The sequence below is a fragment of the Alteromonas macleodii ATCC 27126 genome (assembly GCF_000172635.2).
In the GTDB taxonomy this organism is placed as follows: domain Bacteria; phylum Pseudomonadota; class Gammaproteobacteria; order Enterobacterales; family Alteromonadaceae; genus Alteromonas; species Alteromonas macleodii.
On the sequence record NC_018632.1, the window covers coordinates 2,551,058 to 2,571,486 of the forward strand.

The following is a 20,429-nucleotide window of genomic DNA, read 5'->3' on the forward strand; positions in this document are numbered from 1 at the left end:
CGCCAGCGTCCAGTTAATATAACCGTTACACTATCAAAAATAACGTGGCTGCTGTGGCCGCGCCCATTGTAAGATTAAACTGCCGTCTTCGAGTTGGCGAACTCAACCACACGCGTATTTTTGCGCCTACCGCTGCCCAAAGCGAGATGCTTGGAAAACCAATCACGGCAAAAGCGGTAACAATCGCAATACCAGATTGAATGTAGTGCTCGCCAGGCAGTGAAAACGTGCCTACGCTAGCTAACGCCATCATCCATGCTTTAGGGTTAATTAACTGAAATAATGCCCCTTCCCACCACTTGAGCGGCCCTTGGCGTTTGGTCGATTTAATTTTGTTTTCTACTAGGCCTACTGGCTCATCTACGGGGCCAGTGGCAATTTTAAATGCTAACCATAACAGGTATGCCACGCCAAGTACTTTTAGCACACTGTACAGTACGGGAAATATGTTGAACAGCGCACCAATGCCCAGCAGTGTGCTTATCATTAGACCTGCGACACCAATTACAATACCCAGCATGTGCGGCAGCGAACGTTTATAACCGTATTGTGCTCCAGAAGCCAATAGCATCATATTATTCGGGCCAGGCGTTACCGTACTGATGAACGCGAATGTCGCAAGCGCGATGAGTAAAGATGTTTCCATGACAGTCCTTATGTGTTGAGGTGAGCAATGCGTTTCTTTAAAAGAAAGGGGTCGGTTAACCAAACGCTTGTTTTTCACCAACACAATACAATCATATTTTTGTATGCATCATACCCAAATACGCTTAAAAACAGCCATACAGTTTAGTCATGGTAACGTCTGTATGGTAGTTATTTCACCAATCTGTATGGTTAAAAGCTCCTGTCAATTAAGATATAGTTATCTGTATGCAGATAACTTCATAAGAATAAATATTGCGATGACGCTTTACGAAACATTAGCCAATGAACTTAAAGCCCAAATCGAGCGTGGTGTTTTTGAGGTGGGGAACAAGTTACCTTCGGTTAGGCAGCTGTCAACGGAGCATAAAGTAAGTATAGCTACCGTGCAGGAAGCATATCGAGTGTTAGAAGCGCAGCAACTGGTAGAGGCAAAACCTAAATCAGGTTATTTTGTCGCCCGTAGTATCTTAATAGATAACACCCCTAGCATGACGAAGCCTCCGCAACGCCCTATGGATGTGTCTCAATGGGAAGGTGTGCTAGACACTTTGCTGAATACCTTCAATAAAGATCATGACGCTAAAACCCTGTGCCAGTTTCAGCATGCCATGCCCAACATGACTGCCAAAACCCTTAAACCGCTTATAAAACGCCTGCATGAACTCACCAAACATCGAGCCTTGGACGGCATGATATACGGTGACGTAAAAGGTGATGAAACTCTGCGAAAACAGCTAAGCCGATTGGCCGCAGCATCTGGCTGTGTGTTGCAAAGCGACGAATTCATTGTAACTTCTGGCTGCCAGGAAGCCTTATCTGTGTGCCTTCGCGCAGTGGCGAGCGCCGGCGATGTGATAGCGGTAGAATCCCCCGGATTCTACGGTGCTATGCAAGCTATAAAAGGCGCTGAATTAAAAGCGTTAGAGATCCCCACCGACTCTGAAACAGGACTGAGTTTAAAGGCATTAAAGCTAGCGCTTGACCAATGGCCGATCAAGGCCATTTTAGTCGCCCCAACGGTAAATAACCCTCAAGGATTTGTTATGCCTGAGGCGAAAAAGAAAGCGTTATATGAATTGGCCAGAGAGTACGACGTAGCCATTATAGAGGACGACATTTACGGCGATATTGCCTACGCCTACCCTCGTCCAAAAACCATTAAATCGTTCGATAAAGATGGGCGCGTTTTACTGTGCTCCTCGTTTTCAAAAACGCTAGCGCCTGGTTTTCGCGTGGGTTGGATAGCGCCGGGAAGCTATAGAAATAAAGTGCTCCACGTTAAATATGTCAGTAGCTCTATGTGCCCTACTCTACCCCAATTAGCTATAGCCAGTTTCATTGAGCAAGGCGGTTATGACAAACATATTCGGGCTATGCGTCACCATTACCTAAGTGCACGAGACGCACTACGTTCAGACATTAAGCGTTACTTTCCCGCCGACACCTGTATTAGCTACCCTCAAGGGGGCTATGTGCTTTGGGTAGAGCTAAACAGCCGTTATGACTCCGTGAAGCTGGCTGACGAAGCCAAGCAAAAAGGAATTTATGTCGCGCCAGGGCAACTATTTTCGGCAACAGGTAAGTATCGACATTGCCTGCGTTTTAATTTCATTGATAGTACGCAGGCTGCACGCACCGAAGCTATTCAGCGTCTTGGTGAGATGCTTGTTGCACAAGAAGCCTAATTTTTTATACAAAGTGCGTAAACCCAAAGGCAGTTGATCCACATCAACGCAGGCTAGCCGTAAGTCCACCAAAATAAAACCATCCAAACTAACCTGTGAAACTTTGTATGCTTACGTTAGTGAATAATACAGATGCGAATGATGACATTGTGCCTGAAGCACACGGACTATACCGTCTGCATTTAAAGCCTAACACGCAAATGGCGATAGAGAATAAGCCCGTCTTCGGTGCGAATATTACGCTACATAGCAGCGTATTGAGGCACGATAATTTTGTGGCAACGCCAGATAATATATTAGGTTGGCTGGATCACTGCGGTTTGTCACACTTTGCAGTGAAAGCCGAGACCGACAATTCAGAAAGTGAAGACACGTCTGTACTTTTGCCTTCACAGTTTTTAAATGCCGAAGGCGGAATTTTGCGTGTAACTGCCCCCACTCGCATTTATCTAATCAGCAAAACCCCAATTGATATTAACAAACGCGGCCTGTGCCTTTTTACGCCAGTAAAATAACCACACAGAAATGTACTCTGACCCCAAAATTTTGGGGTCAGAGTACATTTATTTCTATTCAATCTCTGGGGTGGCGTTTGATGTGCTCTCTAGGTGCAGGCTAATCGCTTCAGACATCCCGGAATAACGCTTATCCACCCGCTGAACCATGTGGCTAAATGTAGCGGTGTCAGAGATGATTAAGCAGCCGTCTTTAGCACGGGTTAACCCTGTGTATACTAGGCCTCGATGAAATAAATTGGCGGCTTTTTCGCTATCAGGCTTAGGTAGAATAAGCACAACTTGGTTAAACTCAGAGCCCTGAGATTTATGTATGGTCATGGCATACACAGTTTCAAACTGCGGTACTCTTGATAGCGATATGCTGCGCAACGCTTGTTTTTGCGCTAGCGTCTTGTCAGCACTGTCTCCCGCATTTGCCGAAGCTTTCTGACTTGAACCGTTTTGACCCGAAGCTTGGCTATCCTGGTAAAACCACGCATATAGCTTTCCTTTGCTGTCAGGCCAGATTACACCAACCTCACCGTTTGATAGTCGTTGAGGATGATGATTCTTTACAATCATAATGGGCTGACCTTGATAGAAATGGCCTTCCCGCTTTCTGATTTTGTGCTTGATAGCATCGAACACCAAATTATTCAGGCCTTCTACGCCCATTCCGCCCTTGCGGACCGGGGTTAGCCACCTAACCACATTCAGACGATTAAGCGCCTCTTCGGCACTGCCAGCATCAAAAATAGGCAGGAAGCTTTCTTTGGCCAACTGGTGTAAATCACGGCCGCTAACCTGGTGCTCTGGCCATAGGTGAACGCCAGATTGTAGGCGTGATGCAGTCTTTGAAACAAGAGTTGAATCGATATTTGAGTTGAGGCCAGCAGTTTCATCATTGTCACTAGCCTTGTCGGTAATAGCGGCAAGTGCACCGCTTGCATCACCTCGCTGTATGGCCGTTGCAACTTTTGCCACCTGCCCTTTGAAGCGCTGCGGTGCTTGCAGAGTTGCTACATAGCTTTTTGCCTGCTCATCAACAGGTAACAGAGGCAAATGCGGGCACAGCGTAGCGATGTGCTGACGCATTAACGATGGCACGCCACCTAAAGAAAACGCGTTGTCATTGCTGTTTAAGCTATTTGTACCATTTGGCACATTCGCATTTTCGTCAAAACTTGCTGCCTCGGTACTAACTAGCTGCTCTAACACGTTGCCAAGCTCAACTGCTGGAAGCTGATCGGCATCACCGATAAAATAGAGTCGCGCATGGTCTGGTAACGCTCGTACGATGCGCGTCATTAGCGCTAAGTCGACCATACTTGCTTCATCGACAATGAGTACATCTGCTGCCAATTGATTGTGCTGATTGAACTTAGTCGATACACCGTGCTCGCGCAATCCTAGTAATCTATGTAGCGTCACAGCATCGGTAGGCACGTTGTTAAGTACTGCGTCGTCCAACTTGCCGCGAAGTCCGTCTATGCTGTTCATGATAGACTCCGTCATACGCTGTTGCGCTTTACCTGTAGGCGCTGCCAGCACAATTTTTAAGTTTTCATCGCAAGCCTGTAGCGCCAGTAATAAGCGCAATACAGTATAGGTTTTACCTGTTCCTGGCCCACCGTTTATAACGCAAAAGCGCTGCATTAGGCTTTTCGCCACTGCTATTTGCTGCCAATCTTGCCGGTCGGTTGTTTCGGTAGGAAAGATTGCTGGCCAAAGTTGCTTTACTTTTTCGCTAGCTTCATCACTTAAGGGCGTAAGCGCCGCTCGTTTTACAACATTTCGTGCTACTTCTTGTTCAAATTCATAGTAGCGACGGCTGTACAGCTTGCCGTTGCTATAGACAAACAGTTGAGCCACCTGCTCGTTACTCAGCGCGCTTTTTACAATTCTAAGTAACGGCGTTAGTTGTGGCACGTCAACACCTGCTTTGGGCGCTTTTTCCTGCTCGGTTTGTTCTACCGGCGACTTAGATGCCCCAACCGCTCCGTTATTGCTATGCACATTTGTTTCGGCCGCCAAGACTGCTTCTTGTTCTGCTACTACCTCTTTAAAAAGCGTCGTACCCGCTATGTCTTTTAGATAGATACAGCTGTGGCCATTGCGCTGCATATACGACAAGTATGCTAAGATCCCAGCCCAAATAAACTGTTCTTCTTGCTCCAGTTCATCAATAAAGCCAAATTCTTTTGCGACAAATTTGTCGATCGCCTCGATGCCAAACAAGTTATCAAAAAATGACGGTACAGAGTGTTGATTGCTTTTCATTATTTTCCTTTGCTTTAGCCTCTATGATGTTGACTACTCGTCATCGAAACTAAACTGCTGCTGACCCGAAGACGTTTGTTCCAAAGGCTGGTGAGAGCTGCCTGCATTCGAAGAACTATTGCCTTGCTGGGCATCGTCTTTGCTCGCAAATATCCCGTCTAATCGATTGAGTACAGACGATGGAACATCAGTATAAAATACCCCTTCCCCGCGCTCGTTTTCTGGGTGCATACCGCGTAGATACAAGTAATACACTCCACCAAAATGCATATCTGGGTCGTAGTTAGGCAGCGTATTCTTTAAATAGCGATGTAGCGCCAAGCAGTAAATTAAGTACTGAAGGTCGTAAAGGTGATGCTGGTTATTGTGAAACAGCGCTGTTGGCGTGTAGCTATCAAGGGTATCGCCAAGCCAGGTTGATTTGTAGTCTGCCACATAAAACTGACCGTCATGTTCAAAAATCAAATCAATAAACCCGTGCATCATTCCCTGTAATTTAGCTGTGATTAATTGAGGCGCTGTTTCCATCTCGCCACCAATAACGTCAGCTACGTTTTGCCTATGGGTAGCGAGTACTTCACGAAGCTGAGTCCATTGCGTGTCGTTCATTGGAAAATAGAATTCGGCTTCGCGCAGGGTTTGCACTAAGGGCAAATCACTCATACTTAGCTGCATATTGGGATACAGAGGCGTCTGTAGCGCTTCTTCTAACCATTCATAAAGTAGCGGCGTTCGCTTTTCATCTAACCCGAAGCGGTTAACCAGTTCCTTACCCGTTTCTCCCCAATCGGGCGCACTAAAGTCACTGTGCTCTAGAATATCGTGAAGTAAATTACCTGCGCTCGCACCTTTCTCTAGGGTAAAACGCAGATCACTTTTACTTACCGTACTTTCAATACCTGCCGAGGAATTGATGTCTGCATCAATTGAGCCCATCTCACCCATAAGGGGGTCGCTTGCATACACTTCTTCATCTCGAATGGTTTGGAGTACGGGCACACTAGGAAGGGTTTGACCCAAGGGCTCTGTTGTTGCGCCGGACTCTGCTGCTGTGCCTCTTTCAACGCTTTGGTTAGCACCAACCGTGGTTAAACGGCTCATTGCTGAGAATGAATACAGTCGCCATTCTTCGCTTGCCGTGCCGGTAAATTGCAACGCGGTAAGCTGAGGTAACTCATCTTCTTGTTCAAAGCCAGTATACACTTCCTCAAACTCATCACCGTCGATATGGCTGGCATGGGACGCTTCTTCTTCAGCAACACGGTTTAACACACTCGACCAATCGTTGTTGCTGCCGTCGCCACCTACACCGAGTGCTCGTGCTAATGCACTTCTTTCATTGTTAGTCAGCGGTACAACGCCCATGTAACAGCGATGGGCAGCTCGTGTTACCGCCACATAGGCCAGTCGCATGTCTTCCGCTTCGCTCTCGCTTTGAACGCGAGCTATGGCCTGTGGCGTCTGCCCAAGCTGCATTTGTAAATCTTGTTTTTCCTCGTCGTAATAGGTAAATATTTGCGATGTAGTGTTGCCGTTTTTAGCGGCGTCTCTGTAGCCGGTGGCAAAAGGAACAAACACGATGGGGTACTCTAGCCCTTTCGAGCCGTGTTGAGTAATAAGTCGAATAAGTTGGCTGTCACTTTCAAGGCGCAAAGTAAGCTCTTCATCGCTTTCAGGCTTATGAATTTGCTTATTCAACCAGTCGAGTAGCTGCTCTGGGCGCTGGTGAGTAGTGCTAGCTTTTTCCAGCACTTCGGCCAAATGCTGATAGTTAGTAAGGGCGCGTTCCACGCTGTCAGCATGAGGTTGATAGCTGTCTTGCATTAGATACAGCAGCACACTCATGCACCCTTTTTGCAGCCACATATCCCGCAGCGACAATACCTTGTCGATAGCCGCATCCCACTGCGCGTCATCTTCATGGTATAGCAATTCAATAAGTGTTTGGGCACTATAACCCCAAAGCGGTGACGCCAAGCTCGACGCTACTTTACTGGTGTCGTTAGCATGCCAAATACCGTTAAGTAACCGCAGTACATCTTTGGCTTCGGCACTGGCAAATAAGTTACTGCGATCGCTTAAATAAACGCACGCCAAGCCTTTTTGCTGCAGTACACTTTTGATAGCGCCAGCTTCGGTCCTGTCTTTCACCAAGATAGCGATATCCTGAGGCTTAACAGGCGCGGTGCCACCATTGGCGGTTTGAAAGTGCGCTTCGTTCAATAAGCGGTAAATCTCTTGCGCAATCCACTGAGCCATTTTGCGACGCATAATGTGGGCGTTTTCTTTGTCGTCCAAACACATGCTAACGTAGTTCATTGCGCTGCGTTTCGTTACAACACTTTTCATTACACCGCTCTTCATTACAGCACTTTTCATTACATTGTCTTGTTCGGCAGGGTCGATAAGTGGCGTTTTTGCCGCGGCTGCTTTAGGCGTAAATTCCACAGGGTTGTATTTGATGTTAAAGCCAAACACATCGGCGGGTTTATTTGATGCTACAGGCGCACCGTAGAATAATCGGTTATAGGCTTTAACCATGCCCTCTACCGAGCGCCAGTTGGTATTCATTACCCAGCGGTAATCAGCCTGCCTGCCCGCCTTTAAATAGGTAAAAATATCGCCACCGCGAAAGCGATAAATCGCCTGCTTGGGGTCACCTATCATTAATAACGCGCTTTCGTTAGCATTCTCAAGATTGGGATAAACTGCGTCTAAAATCGCGTACTGCTTTGCATCGGTATCTTGAAATTCGTCAATAAGTGCTACGGGAAATTTTTTGCGAAGTTCAGGCACAAGAGTATTATTTGGCTTCACCACCTCGTCGGCGAGCATGCGAATAAGATCGTCGAAGTCGATAACGCCAAGCTGTTTTTTCTGCTTTTCAACGCGGGACTTGATGAACGCAATGGCTTCAACCACCAGCTTGAATACAGGCACCTTACTAAGCGCTTTGTCTTTCTCACCAAAGGCTTTTTTAAGCGTCACTGCAAAATCTTTTATAGGCGTTAAAATCTCTTTTACGCCGGATGAATTTCGCGCATATCGGTTACCTTTAACAAAGGCTTCCGCTTCCGGCGGCGGAAGATAATAACTTTGTTCATCCACGCAAGAACGCAACCAAGCTTTAAGTGCAGCCAATTCCTGCGGCCGCTCTTTTTTATGGGCCGGTGTTTTGATGAGCTGTTCTACCAACAGCCCTTCATTGTCTTCTACGTTTTGAAGTAGAGACTTCACGTAGGCTAAAGACGTATGCGGCGCTTCATCTAACTGCTTTTTACAAGCCGCTTCAATATCCTCCTCGCTAAGTAATATTGGGGTCAGAGTACTTTTAATGCTGGCGTTAAACTCTTGCAGCAGTCTGTCGGGTGTATGCCAGCCTGACTCTGCCAGTAGTCTAAACTCGTCCTCGCTTTTGCTAATTTTTCGAATGAAGTCTTCGGCAGCTTCAAGGTATAAGTCGCTGGTGTCATTGCCCAAATTAAGCGACATGGCAAAGCCGCTGTTAAATGCTAATTGGGTAATAACATGCTGACAAAAGCCGTGAATAGTAAACACCGAGGCTTCATCAAGCTCCAGCTGCGCCGCTTTTAAAAGTGCCAAACTCTCGTCAATATCACAGCTATTAAATAAATACTGATAAACCGGGTCACAGCCACTGTCTATTTCATTGCCGTTATCTTTGGCTTGCTGCCAAATAAGGAGGGCTTCTCTTAGTGTTGCCGCAATACGCCCCTTTATTTCTTCGGTCGCGGCTTTGGTGAAAGTCATCACCAATATTTCTTTGACGGTGAGCTTTTTTTCAAGCAATAGACGCAGATACAAGCGCGTAATATTAAAGGTTTTACCTGTACCAGCGCTGGCCTCAATAAGGTGGCGCCCTTTTAACGGCATAGCGACTACATCGAGTAATTGCGCTTCAGTGCCGCTGTGGTCGTCGGTTTGCGGCTGAGATTGTTCGTCTATAGGGTTATCAGAGGATGTAGGGTTGTAACTCATAGCTTCTCCTCCTGAGACGCATTGTTGACCATGGCGAGCAGCACAAAAGCACTTAAATGCGGTATATCATTCCAACTCACGCCCTGAGGAAACAGCCAATGTAAGTAAGGGTTGCTTGCCATATCGGCGCTGAACTGCCCGCTACTTTGCTGCCAGTCGATTAATGCTCGCTGTAACTCTATCGTGTTAAAAAGTGCAGCGGCTTGATCCACCGCCTGTTTCGCTTTTTCATGTTTTTCATTTGTCGTTTCGCTAGCTACAGCGTTGTCTTTATCAGTGAACGGGCACATCTCGTCAATTGCATGTTGAACTTGTCCAAGTATTGCTCTGTCGGTTTCACTAGTCCCGTCCGCACTATTTAGTAGCGCATGCAGAATGTCGGTAAACATCTCAGGCTTTATGCTTTCCACTACTGGCTTGGTGTCTGAATTTCTGGCTCCGGGCATAAAAGTACCGAACAAACTTAAATGAATAGGTGTCGGCGCTGTATAAACAGCCATGTAAAGCTGTTCAATAAACAAAAGTAACCGCACAGCAGTTTCCCGGTCGTAAGCGGGGAAGCGCTGCTTTTTCAAAATGGTTTCGCCCTTTTCCCAAGCACACGAATAGATATCCAGCGGATAATTGCTGTAGCTGGTTTCTTCAACGCTACTTGAAAAAACTAATTGGGAGATGAAGGATCCCAGGGCGCGATGTGCGTCAACTTTGCCTGCACATAGCTCGACTAGCGCGTCACTGCCTAATAAAGCCGATGAAGTAAAGGTGATGTACTTGCCTTGAAAGTGTGCTTTTTTAGGTTCTGCGTCATGAGGGCCCATGGCCTGACTTAAAGCCAACGCCCCTTCTTTCCACATGTCAACTTCATCTCTGGCAACGGGGTTATTGGGAATATCCCCTCTAAGCGAAGCAAACTTGATCACTTTTTCACTATAGGAAAGCTGGGTAACATCATCTTTCTCTGGCGAAACGCGCTCTGCAGACGAAAAGATAGCGTCGAGCACCTGGTAGCGCAGCAGCGCATTGGTTTCAAACGGCTCGCTATTTTCAAGTAGCGTAAACGATTGAGACAGATTCACGCCCAGCCGTTGGACGGAAAAATACTCCAGCGGATCTTTGAAAGCTCTCGCAATTTGAATACCTGATAAACGAAACGTTTGCGTTGAAAGCGTATCAGCTGATGGCGCTAGCGTTGCCGAATTACCATCATCGGTAGATTCATTATCTGCTTCGTCGGTATTTAATTTCGTTTTTTGTAACGCGTCAGCTAACCGTAACCACCCTGTTTCGTAGCTCGGCAAGGTTCCCGTAAAGCCTTCTTCACTAAACGGGTGTAGCGGCGCATTAACGCTGTACTTTGATAACTCCAGTGCGTAGCTGTTTTCTAGCATATCCATGAACTCAGCCAATACCAGACTGGGTTGTCGCTCACTATTATTAGTAACGTCGTTTCCTTGGTAGCTTAAATATAAGCTCTCTCTGGTGGAAATAATGGCTTCGAGGAATAAATATCTGTCCTCCAAACGTCGTGAGCGGTCACCAATCTGGCGGCCAGCGCCCGCCATTAAGTCGAGGCCTAGCGGGCTTGATTTTCTGGGGAATTCACTGTCGTTCAGCCCCAAAATGCACACTTTTTTAAACGGAATGCTTCGCATGGGCAGCATTGAACACACCGTAACCTGACCGGTCATAAAGTGGTTACCAGCATCTGGCGACGAGAATCGATTGAGTAGCAGGTCGCGAACCTGACGAAGGGTGAGTTCGTGTTCATAAGCTGCCTCTTCGCACCGTGCAGCAAGATCGGCAGCAACTTTGGCAATAAGATCCCAACTTTGCTGCTGCTCTTGTATCGGCATAAAACACGCATCTCTAAGCGATATTAAGGCTTTAGACCACTGCGCGGCCGTCCTTGGGGCTGTTAATACTTGGGCAAACTCACCCAACAGCGCCACAACGTCAATAAGCTTGCCTAACGTAAGCGCACTCTGTCCTTCAACGTCGGGAATAGTAAGTAAGTCACTCACAATGACTTCACTATCTGGTGCCAGCATACCCATAAGTAACCGGCGAATTCCCCACCACCAGCTGTAAGTGTCGTCTAGATCAACGCCTTCTGAAACGGCCGTTTTATGAGCACTATTAAGACCCCAATGAATATGAGCTTGTTTTAGCCATACCACCATTTGCTCGATATCATCTTGGGATACTGAGAAACGCTTTTGCACTGAATCTAGCTGCAGATAATCCATAATGTCCGACACACCAAAACGGCTATCCGGCAGCTGTAACAGCGCCATAAACGCCGCAATCAACGGCTCTGCATCCATTGGGCTTCTATCTGCAATGGTACAAGGAAGCGTAACCTGCCCCCTGCCAGCCAAAGCCTTTGTGCCTACTCTGTGAAATACAGCATCAACAAATGGCGCGTAGTTTTCGATGGCGGGGCACATCACCAGAATATCAGATGGGGTGCGCGTTTTATCTTGAGATAACCAATGTAGTAAGTGGTCGTGTAATACCTGCACTTCGCGAAGTGCGGAATGGGTACACATGATAGTAACGCTATCGTCTTTTTCTCTTAAATCATGAGCAAGTGGCTTCGGTTGAGCGGCCTGCAAGATATCGTTGTGAATATACTCGAGTAGACCACGAGCATTGTCGCTGCCAGCGTTATCGTTTGTTTCTTCAAAATCCGGTGAATCAAACGCACTAATCTCAAAGGTATCCAGTTCAGTGAGTAAGTTGAATAGCTCTCTGCCCTGTTTACCTAAGTTGCCAAGCAGCGGGTTTGACTGATCTTCTTCCATCCATTTTTTAAGGCCTTCTAACCGCAATAATTTCGCCTGTTCGCTACTGCTTTTCGCTTCACCCCAGTAATTAACGCTGGGGTTTAGGTGAAATATATGAATATCAATGTGCTGCGCGAGGGCGTCAAAAAATGCGATAAGCTGTGGGGCCATAGTATTAATAGCAAACACTATCACACGATCAGGCAACTTGTTCGTTGGCTCGCTTGGTAAATGACCAGCTTCTAACGCTCCTAACGCCTCTAGGGTCATTTGATGCAAACGTGCAGGATGCAGCGGTTGCTCTTTGACCAATATGCGCCAAATTTCGCTTTGCCATATCTCCATGTCATCGAATACAGCGCGTTCGTTCGCTTCCCACTTAAACAACCAGTCTGGGCGGTACAGTAAGTATTGCTCGTACACGTCGGCCAGAGCGGTAGCAAGCTGAAGGCGCTGTAACCCCTGCTCTTGTTCACTTCCCGCATTTTGCCAATACCGGTTAACTTGCTCGAAGGCTTCTGCGCTCATTAGCGAGCCATCTTGGAGAATATTGTCGATACGCCATGTCAGTACTTCACGACGATATGGAGATTGCTTGGGTACTTTGTCCTGTCCAAGTACGGTACGTGCGGTATTCCACATAAAGCGTACTGGTAAAGGGTAATCAATATTCATTGCCACGCCGTGTTCTGTGGCAAGCTGCATGCTGACCCAGTGCTGCATTCCCGGGCTTTCAACCAAGATGGTTTCTGGCGTAAATACGCCCATGGGCTGCTGACGTAAAAGCGTGGTGAGAAGAAAACTTAAGTGTTCTAATTTATTAGAGGGATATAGCGCAAGCAATCGAAAAATCCTTTGTAGAACGTGCTTTTAGATACTGTGCAAAGACTGTACAGGTATCGTCGACCTTATAATTTAGTGTATCGCATTGGGCTCAGTAGTTAAGTTATTTCTCCAAAATTTAGATAAGCAAATGTCTTATGATAATAAAACAAATACTGGGGGCATGGCGAAATCAATACTCGGAGAGTTCTAAGCAAAGTGATAGAGGGATCTGGCGCAGTAAATGAGTACAAAGAAGCGTGTGTGGGCGATTTTCAGACAAAAAAAACCCACACAGACCTCAGGACACGAAAAATCTGTATGGGTAAGGTTTACGGTCTACTCAGTAACAACGTGAATAAGCGTTGCCTGGCACTCATTCACGTTAGCGCTACTGAGCAGCACTGTTAACGATTTATGTTTTGCAGGTTGAATGCCAACTTTTTAAACCTGAAATATCAATAACTTAAACAAAAATAGAAAACATGACCAACAAGACATAGTTTTACCGTGGTGCAAGTGCACCACGAGCAAGCAGACATTAAAGAAAGCGCTTTACTCTCGCTGCCGTAAATTTAGCAGTTTCTCCCGAAGCGTCATTCAAGTACAATTTCGCCTTTACGAAACGCAACACAATTTCACGGTCAGGAGCAACAATGTTAACCGCGCAACAACTCGCCACTATGCTTTCTCTTCAGGATAAAATGAACGCCAAAGTAAACCCAGACTGGCTAAATGCTGGTTACGGATACTTGCGTGCAGCAATGGTAGAGTCAGTTGAAGCAATTGAACATCACGGCTGGAAATGGTGGAAAGCACAGCAAAAAGACTTGCCACAGCTTCAAATGGAATTGGTGGATATCTGGCACTTTGCACTAAGTGCCTGCATTATTGAATATAAAGGCGATATCGCTGAATCTGCAAAAAGTATTGCTTCTGAATTAGCAAGTGGCAAAACGTTAGTAACCTTCGATGGAAAGGACTACGACGCGTCAAATCTGTCGCTTCTTGATAATTTAGAGCTCATGACGGGCCTTTGCGCCGCCAAACGCTTTAGCGTGCCACTATTCATGTTCATCGTAAGCCAGTGTGAAATGTCAGCTGACGAACTTTATCGTCAGTACGTAGGTAAAAATGTGCTCAATTTTTTCCGCCAAGATAACGGCTATAAAGAAGGCACTTACATAAAGGTGTGGGAAGGTCGTGAAGACAACGAGCACCTGGTAGAAGTAATGGATGCCCTAGATTTAACGAAGCCAGAGTTTAGCGACTTAGTGTATGAAGGGTTACGCTCTCGCTACCCTTCTTAAATCGACCATTGCGTTTCATTTGACGCGATGTAGCATCGCTGTAGTGCTTATAGCTCAACACAGTTTCAACGCTTATTGCGTCTCCTTCTGATAACAAAAAGCTCTGTCATAGACAGAGCTTTTTTAATTATTGCCAAAGCAAAAGACTCAACGACGATTTTACGCGTCAACCCAAACTAATTTGTCGCTATAGCTACCTTGGATAATATCAACAAAGCGGTCTTCTAAAACATGACGCTTTACTTTGAGCGTCGGAGTCAGCAAGTCGTTTTCGATGCTCCATTCGTTTTTCATAATGACGACGCGGTCCATAACTTGATGGCTTTCCAGTTTTGCGTTGATAGCTTCGAATGTTTTCTTAAGGCTTGCTTCAATGCCCGCTTTGTCTTTTTTCTGCGCTTCTTCACTAAGCACTAGCAAAGCCACAGGTTGAGGCAAATTAGTCCCCGTTACACACACTTGCTCAACAATAGGGTTTTCCATGAATTTTGCTTCAATCGGCGCTGGCGTAACATACTTACCCTTCGCGGTTTTAAAGATGTCTTTTAAACGACCAGTAATTTTAACGTAGCCATCAGCATCAATGACCCCTTTATCGCCAGTGCGCAGATAACCATCCTCAGTAAAGACTTCAGCCGTTTTTTGTGGTTCCAAGTAGTATTCCAGCATATTGCACGGCGACTTAACTTGAATCTCACCTTCTTCTGACGTGCGAATGTCTACGCCGTCGTATGGCTTGCCGATACAGCCGATTTTATCATGACGGAAAGGTACACTGCCGGTGCCATAAGCACTGTTCTCGGTCATTCCCCATCCCTCAGAAATGTAGATACCAATTTTCGCGAACCATTCAATGACTGCTGGTGCAAGTGGCGCCGAACCGCTTGCCCACAAACGTGCGTTATTAATGCCCAAGCCATCGCGAATTTTTTTCGCAACAATTTTGTTCAAAATTGGAATTTTAAGCAGCGTATCCAGTTTCTTCTGCGGCATTTTCGCTAACACGCCCATCTGAAACTTTGTCCATAAACGCGGTACCGAAATAAATAGCGTTGGCTGACAGTGACCTACATCCCGTTGGAAGGTAGTTAAATCTTCTACAAAGTGAATTTTGCCACCACTGTAGTAGCTTGAAAGCTCGACCAATACACGCTCTGTAATATGCGCAAGTGGTAAGTAGCTCATTGTGCGATCGTTTTGGTTAATACCCAATTGATCGAGCGAGCGACGCGCTGCCCAACAAGCCGTATTGTAACTGTGCACCACCCCTTTAGGCTGACCGGTACTGCCAGACGTATAAATGATTGTCATCAAATCATCCATATCAGGTACAGGCGAGTCTGTTATGGGCGCGATATCCATAAACGCTTTCCACTGTTGCTTAGTAGCAATGTTTGGATAAGGAAAGGCAACCGTTAAATATTCTGAAGGAATAGAGGCAACTTGTTCCGCAGTATTATCTAGTTTTCCAACGAACAATAGCTGTACGTCAGCATGTTTCAATACATACTGGACTGTGTCTGGACCGGCTGTTGAGAAAATAGGTACCGACACGTGACCTGCCATCATAATGCCCAGATCAGCGATAAACCACTCAGCACAGTTTTTTGAAAAGATACCTATACGGCTGCCTTGCGGGAAATCGAATTCACGTAAACGTGCTGCCACTTTTCTGGCTTGTTCGGCGACTTGCTTCCATGTGTAGTCGTGGTATTCACCGTTAATAGGCTGCGTAAGAAATACGTCGTTCCCACGGCTCTGTTCCCAGTGGTACAACATACTTAATGGCGATGTTATTACTTCCGTGGTATTTGCGTTTGCTGTCATGTCTAGCGGCATAAGTCACTCATATGTTGTTATAATGTAGCTCATTTTTACAATGATTTCACAGACTTCTAATAAGCCCTATTTTTTATTGAAAAACAAGCTTTTTAAACAAGCGTTTACATTCTATGCGACGAATAACAAGGCTTTAGAGGCTAAATTTAGTTTTCTTATAGATTTGGCTTTTGAATCTTTATGGTCTTATCTGTTAGAAAAACGCGGTAAATATCGACGTTTTACCACGCTTTAAATAACAGCGGTACAACTTCCTCGGCGGTACAAGGCTTGGCGTAGAAATAGCCTTGGTGGAAATAACACGCTTTTCCAATCAATTCTTCTGCTTGCGCTTTTGTTTCAACGCCTTCCGCAACACAACTCATATTCAAGTTATTCGCTAACGTAATGGTTGTTGTTACCAGCGCTTCGTTTGCATTACCCGGCGCCATTTCGTTAACGAAGCTCTTGTCGATTTTTAATACCGACAACGGATAACGCTTTAAATAGCTTAAAGACGAGTAACCTGTACCAAAATCGTCAAGGGCTAATACAAAACCTTCTTTCACAAACCGATTAATCTGTCTTAACGCATTGTCACTGTCATCCATCAATACGCCTTCGGTAATCTCGAATCGAAACGCTTCTTTGGGTAGATTGAACTCATCAAGCAGGGTTAGCACACCGGTTAAGTCGAATTCGGTTTTGAAGTGAAGTGCAGATAGATTAATAGAGACAAACCCCGTGAAGCCTTGGCTGTACCAGGACGACAAGTCCTCTGCCGCTCTTCGCATTGCCTGTCGTGTAACTTCTATTATGTACTTCAATTCTTCAAGTACCGGAATGAACTGATCGGGGAAAAGAGGCTCGTTATCCAGTTTTCCTCGCAGCAGTAACTCAACCCCAATAGTGGTATTGGTTCTGGCATCTATAATTGGCTGGTAGTGATTGAAGAAGCAGTCATCTGAATAGGCTCGTTTTACTTTATTTTCAAGCTGTAAACGCGTTTTGGCACGTTCATTCATGTCTGTCGTAAAGTAGGTAAAGCCGCTTAATGCGTCCTTCTTCGCCGTATACATAGCCACATCAGCCTGCTTGATAAGCTCAGCAGGCTCAGAGGCGTCTTCGGGATAAAACGCCACACCAATACTGCACGAAACACGAAGCACTTCCTCTGCTAACGATATAGGCGTTTCTACTGATTCAATGATTTGTGCCACGAATGAGCTCAAGTCGTCATTGGCATTAACTTCCTCAATAACAATAACGAATTCATCGCCGCCTAATCGCGCAACGGTGCCCGACTCAGCCACAAGGTTTCGCATTCGGTTGGCTACAATGCGCAGCAGTTTGTCACCGTAGTCATGCCCAAGTGAGTCGTTAATACCTTTAAATCTATCCAAGTCAACAAACATCACCGCCACACGATGCTCATGATGACGGGCAAGCCCAATAGCATGCTCCAGTCTGTCTAGCAGCAATGTTCTGTTGACCAAGCCTGTTAAGCCATCGTAGGTCGCGATTTTCAGAAGTTTGCGCTCAGCATTTTTTTGTTCTGTGATGTCGGAAATAACAATTAGGTAATGCTCTGCAGTATTACTTTCGCCACTTACCGCTGTTATATCAATAAGCACGTCGTAGCGCTTGCCATCAGCACCATCGATCACGGCCTCGTCTTTCCAAAAATCCCCTCCCTGCATTTCCGGTAATTTGCCAGAAAGGTGTCTATTCAACGTTGGGTAACGCAAATAAAGTCGTGCCAACTGCTTGGGTAACGGCTCTTTATTATTAAAGCCGAACACGTGTTCAAAAGCTGGGTTCGCGGCAACTAAACGCTTTTCTTTATCAAAAATTAAAACCCAGTCTCGAGTTTGTCTAAAAGCGTCACTGAATAGCGTTACCTGCTGCTGAGCTTTTTGTAGTCTAAACAGTTGGCGTTGACGGGAGAGTAAATATGCTACGAATAAACTTACGATGAGCGCTGCGTAAATAGTATATGCAAGCGGTGAACGCAGAGGCGCATGTGGCATATAAAGCGTAATTTCAGCCGGTAGCACGTTATAGTCGAAACTACCTGGCGTGGGGGCAACAGAAAAAACGTAGTCTCCCGGTTCTATGTTGGTAAAGGTTATTTTTGCATCGTCAGTCACGCCTTCTGTAACGACGCGATCACCGTTCAACAGCTTGTAGTAGTACTTTACTTTTCCTATGCCTGACATCGCTAATGACGAAAAATGGATTGTTAACCCATAATCTTCGTAATCGAGATCGAAATGATGTCCACTTAGGTTTTTAAGCGGCTGATTAAGCACCCTATTGTCTACGGCAACTTCCGTTATAGCAGTTTGCTTACTGAGCAAACTTCTTCCAACTTCCAAGCTTTCCAATTGCGATGCAGAGAAAACCACAGCGCCGCTCGTCGAACCGTAAGCCAGTCGACCGTCCTTAAGCTTAAGCGAAGCCCCCTGGTTAAACTCAGAAACACTTAGCTCTCGTCCGTAGATAAAGTTCTTAATTTGGCCGGTAGACGGATCGTAATTGTGTAACCCTTTGTGCGAACTAAACCAGATATTGCCTGCTTCGTCTTTTTGCAGCCCGTAAACAATGTTTGATAATAAAATATTCGATTCGTTTAGGTTGTACAACGGCTCAAACGTGTCTGCGTCTATACCAACCAACCCTACGCCACTGTATGCAAGCCACAGCACCCCCATATCGTCGATAACCCACGACGATATAGAGCGATCTCGGCCACGCTGTAGCTCTGAGAATCGATAGACCAATTCATGCTGAAACGTCTCTGGGTCGATTAACCACAAACCACCTTCGGTAGCAAAAAATAATCGATCATTGTGGTAATGAGACTGCCCCAAAAAACCCAATGAAAAATTTATGTCAAAAACACGAGGGTCCAGCTCTAAAGAGGAAATTTCTTTTTCGTCCACGTCATACTTTACAAAACCTTCGTTGCCAATAAAGTACAAATCCCCTTTATCTGAAAGCATCATTCCCGTGCCATACGCATCAAATATGGTGTCATCGCCACCTTTTAATACCTCTGGCCGGTTAGCCTCCCCTGTTTCCATATCAAACAACCGTATTCCGTTGTACGTATTGAGAAACAATTCGCCACTTTGGGTTGGAACAATTTTGTCTACGGCTCCTTCACCAATAATCGCTCTTTCACTTTTTGAATACAGATACTTCTCAGACTTTTTTGTCGTGAAATCATAGTGATTAAGCCCATTTTCTGTACCTATCCAAATTTTATTAGGCTCAGTCTCGGCAAACGACCACACCACATGGCTAGTCAAAACACTAGCCTCACCTGCTCGTTCATTCTGGATGGCAAAAATATCCGCACTTTTCACACCGAAATACAGCGCGCCAGCATAGACTGAACTTAACCAGAGGTTGTCAGATTCATCTTTGGCAATGGCGATAATTTTTTTGTTTGAAATTTCGGTGAAACCGTTATGCGGTTCTAAGATGTGTTCGTATTCCCAACCACCTGCTTTTTTACTCAGCTGATATAGCCCTTTATTAGTGCCCATCCAAAAAGCGTTGTCTTTGTACTGAACCAACGTCCACACGTTTCTGTCGGATACGACCTGTGTAAAGACATGTTCTTTTTCGCCTTGTACCTGCTTGAGAAAATCTTGTTTCTGAGCAACAAATACGCCCAAAACCGTTGAAATCCACACCCTATCCTTATCGTCTAAAAGTAGAAACTTTGCATTGCCGTTATCGAGGTTTTCGGGAATATCCCCCAGGTAATCAAGTCGACGTAAAGGCTGTTCTAAATTGTTGATATTTTTGACGTACACCCCCGATGTAGTGGCTACCAGTAAGGTGTCTTCAACGGTGATTGCCGCCCGGATGCTTTGGCTGTTACCCAACAGCGGCTCAGGGAGCTTTGCTATTCGCTCAAGGGTTTTAGTTTGCGTGTTAAATTTATGCACTTCTTCTGTCAGTGCAATGATAAGGTGCGTGTCATCTTGCCAATGAAAGGTTTCCGCATGTTGCACAAAACCTTCAAAGTCGTGGTAGTACGTTGGCTCTAATTGCACCACATCCTGAGTGGCTAAATCGAGATAATAAACTCCTCTGCCGTACACGCTAAACCACAACGCTTCAGTACCTTGAAGGGCAAGTCGATAAATGGATGAGTCTATAAGAGAATTGTCTGGACCTGCTACTCGTTTAGTTCTTACTCCATCCCAACGAACCAAACCACCTTCTGTGGCTATCCACACAAAGCCATCTTCGTTTATAACAATGTCGTTGACGATATCTTGCGGAAGGCCATTTTTGGTCGATAAAGACTGAAAGACGGGATTAGATAGTCGCGGTGAGGCCACCGCTTGTAGGCTTACAACTAAAACCAGCAGTAAAAGATAGTTGAAATATCTCATCAAAAATGGGTCGCACGTTTTAAATTTTTATTATAAACCCAAGTGTAACAGAATGTTTTAAACTTGGGCAGCTTCTAAAATGAGGTTTTTATAAACGTGAAGGAAACATCTATCGCATTGATAAATAAATATTAATTTTTCTAAAGCGTACAATATGAACAAAAGCAAA

Annotated in this window: 9 protein-coding genes; 3 read left to right on the forward strand and 6 right to left on the reverse strand. The window is 45.6% G+C overall.

The window, feature by feature from the left end; genetic code table 11:
* Positions 1 to 25: 25 nt before the first annotated feature.
* Entirely contained in the window at positions 26 to 646 is a 621-nt protein-coding gene (locus MASE_RS10910; RefSeq protein WP_014949799.1) for a LysE family translocator, read from the reverse strand.
* Between the two features lie 259 nt (positions 647 to 905).
* Between MASE_RS10910 and MASE_RS10915 the strand changes: the two genes are divergently transcribed.
* The gene (locus MASE_RS10915) at positions 906 to 2,333 is read left to right on the forward strand and encodes an aminotransferase-like domain-containing protein (protein ID WP_014949800.1); all 1,428 of its coding nucleotides are present in this window, start codon (positions 906 to 908) and stop codon (positions 2,331 to 2,333) included.
* 107 nt (positions 2,334 to 2,440) lie between these two features.
* Positions 2,441 to 2,848, forward strand: coding sequence for a hypothetical protein (locus tag MASE_RS10920; RefSeq protein ID WP_014949801.1), 408 nt, complete (start codon positions 2,441 to 2,443; stop codon positions 2,846 to 2,848).
* 54 nt (positions 2,849 to 2,902) lie between these two features.
* Here the strand turns inward: MASE_RS10920 and recD are convergent, their stop codons facing one another.
* The 3 genes from recD to recC are packed head-to-tail and all read right to left on the reverse strand — an operon-like array spanning position 2,903 to position 12,738.
* Positions 2,903 to 5,110 (reverse strand): exodeoxyribonuclease V subunit alpha, encoded by a 2,208-nt coding sequence (gene recD, locus MASE_RS10925; protein ID WP_014949802.1) that lies wholly within the window; start codon positions 5,108 to 5,110, stop codon positions 2,903 to 2,905.
* A gap of 33 nt (positions 5,111 to 5,143) precedes the next feature.
* Positions 5,144 to 9,109, reverse strand: coding sequence for an exodeoxyribonuclease V subunit beta (gene recB, locus MASE_RS10930; protein ID WP_014949803.1), 3,966 nt, complete (start codon positions 9,107 to 9,109; stop codon positions 5,144 to 5,146).
* The gene (gene recC, locus MASE_RS10935) at positions 9,106 to 12,738 is read right to left on the reverse strand and encodes an exodeoxyribonuclease V subunit gamma (RefSeq protein ID WP_014949804.1); all 3,633 of its coding nucleotides are present in this window, start codon (positions 12,736 to 12,738) and stop codon (positions 9,106 to 9,108) included. The genes recB and recC overlap by 4 nt, the downstream gene beginning before the upstream one ends.
* Before the next feature lie 635 nt (positions 12,739 to 13,373).
* Between recC and MASE_RS10940 the strand changes: the two genes are divergently transcribed.
* Positions 13,374 to 14,027 carry a dUTP diphosphatase gene (locus MASE_RS10940; RefSeq protein ID WP_014949805.1) on the forward strand — a complete coding sequence of 218 codons (654 nt, stop codon included), beginning with the start codon at positions 13,374 to 13,376 and terminating at the stop codon, positions 14,025 to 14,027.
* Between the two features lie 159 nt (positions 14,028 to 14,186).
* Here MASE_RS10940 and MASE_RS10945 read toward each other — a convergent pair whose 3' ends face one another.
* Together MASE_RS10945 and MASE_RS10955 are read right to left on the reverse strand one after the other, a co-directional pair.
* Complete coding sequence (locus MASE_RS10945) at positions 14,187 to 15,866, reverse strand: AMP-binding protein (RefSeq protein ID WP_014949806.1); 1,680 nt, start codon at positions 15,864 to 15,866, stop codon at positions 14,187 to 14,189.
* Between the two features lie 221 nt (positions 15,867 to 16,087).
* Positions 16,088 to 20,260: an EAL domain-containing protein gene (locus MASE_RS10955; protein ID WP_014949808.1), complete on the reverse strand. Its 4,173-nt coding sequence runs from the start codon at positions 20,258 to 20,260 to the stop codon at positions 16,088 to 16,090.
* Positions 20,261 to 20,429: the final 169 nt, after the last annotated feature.

Excerpts from the sequence above, each read along its gene's own strand:
- MASE_RS10910 (WP_014949799.1), bottom strand. The coding sequence starts at position 646 with ATGGAAACATCTTTACTCATCGCGCTTGCGACATTCGCGTTCATCAGT.
- MASE_RS10940 (WP_014949805.1), top strand. The coding sequence starts at position 13,374 with ATGTTAACCGCGCAACAACTCGCCACTATGCTTTCTCTTCAGGATAAA.
- recB (WP_014949803.1), bottom strand. The coding sequence starts at position 9,109 with ATGAGTTACAACCCTACATCCTCTGATAACCCTATAGACGAACAATCT.
- MASE_RS10945 (WP_014949806.1), bottom strand. The coding sequence starts at position 15,866 with ATGCCGCTAGACATGACAGCAAACGCAAATACCACGGAAGTAATAACA.
- MASE_RS10920 (WP_014949801.1), top strand. The coding sequence starts at position 2,441 with ATGCTTACGTTAGTGAATAATACAGATGCGAATGATGACATTGTGCCT.
- MASE_RS10955 (WP_014949808.1), bottom strand. The coding sequence starts at position 20,260 with ATGAGATATTTCAACTATCTTTTACTGCTGGTTTTAGTTGTAAGCCTA.
- MASE_RS10915 (WP_014949800.1), top strand. The coding sequence starts at position 906 with ATGACGCTTTACGAAACATTAGCCAATGAACTTAAAGCCCAAATCGAG.
- recD (WP_014949802.1), bottom strand. The coding sequence starts at position 5,110 with ATGAAAAGCAATCAACACTCTGTACCGTCATTTTTTGATAACTTGTTT.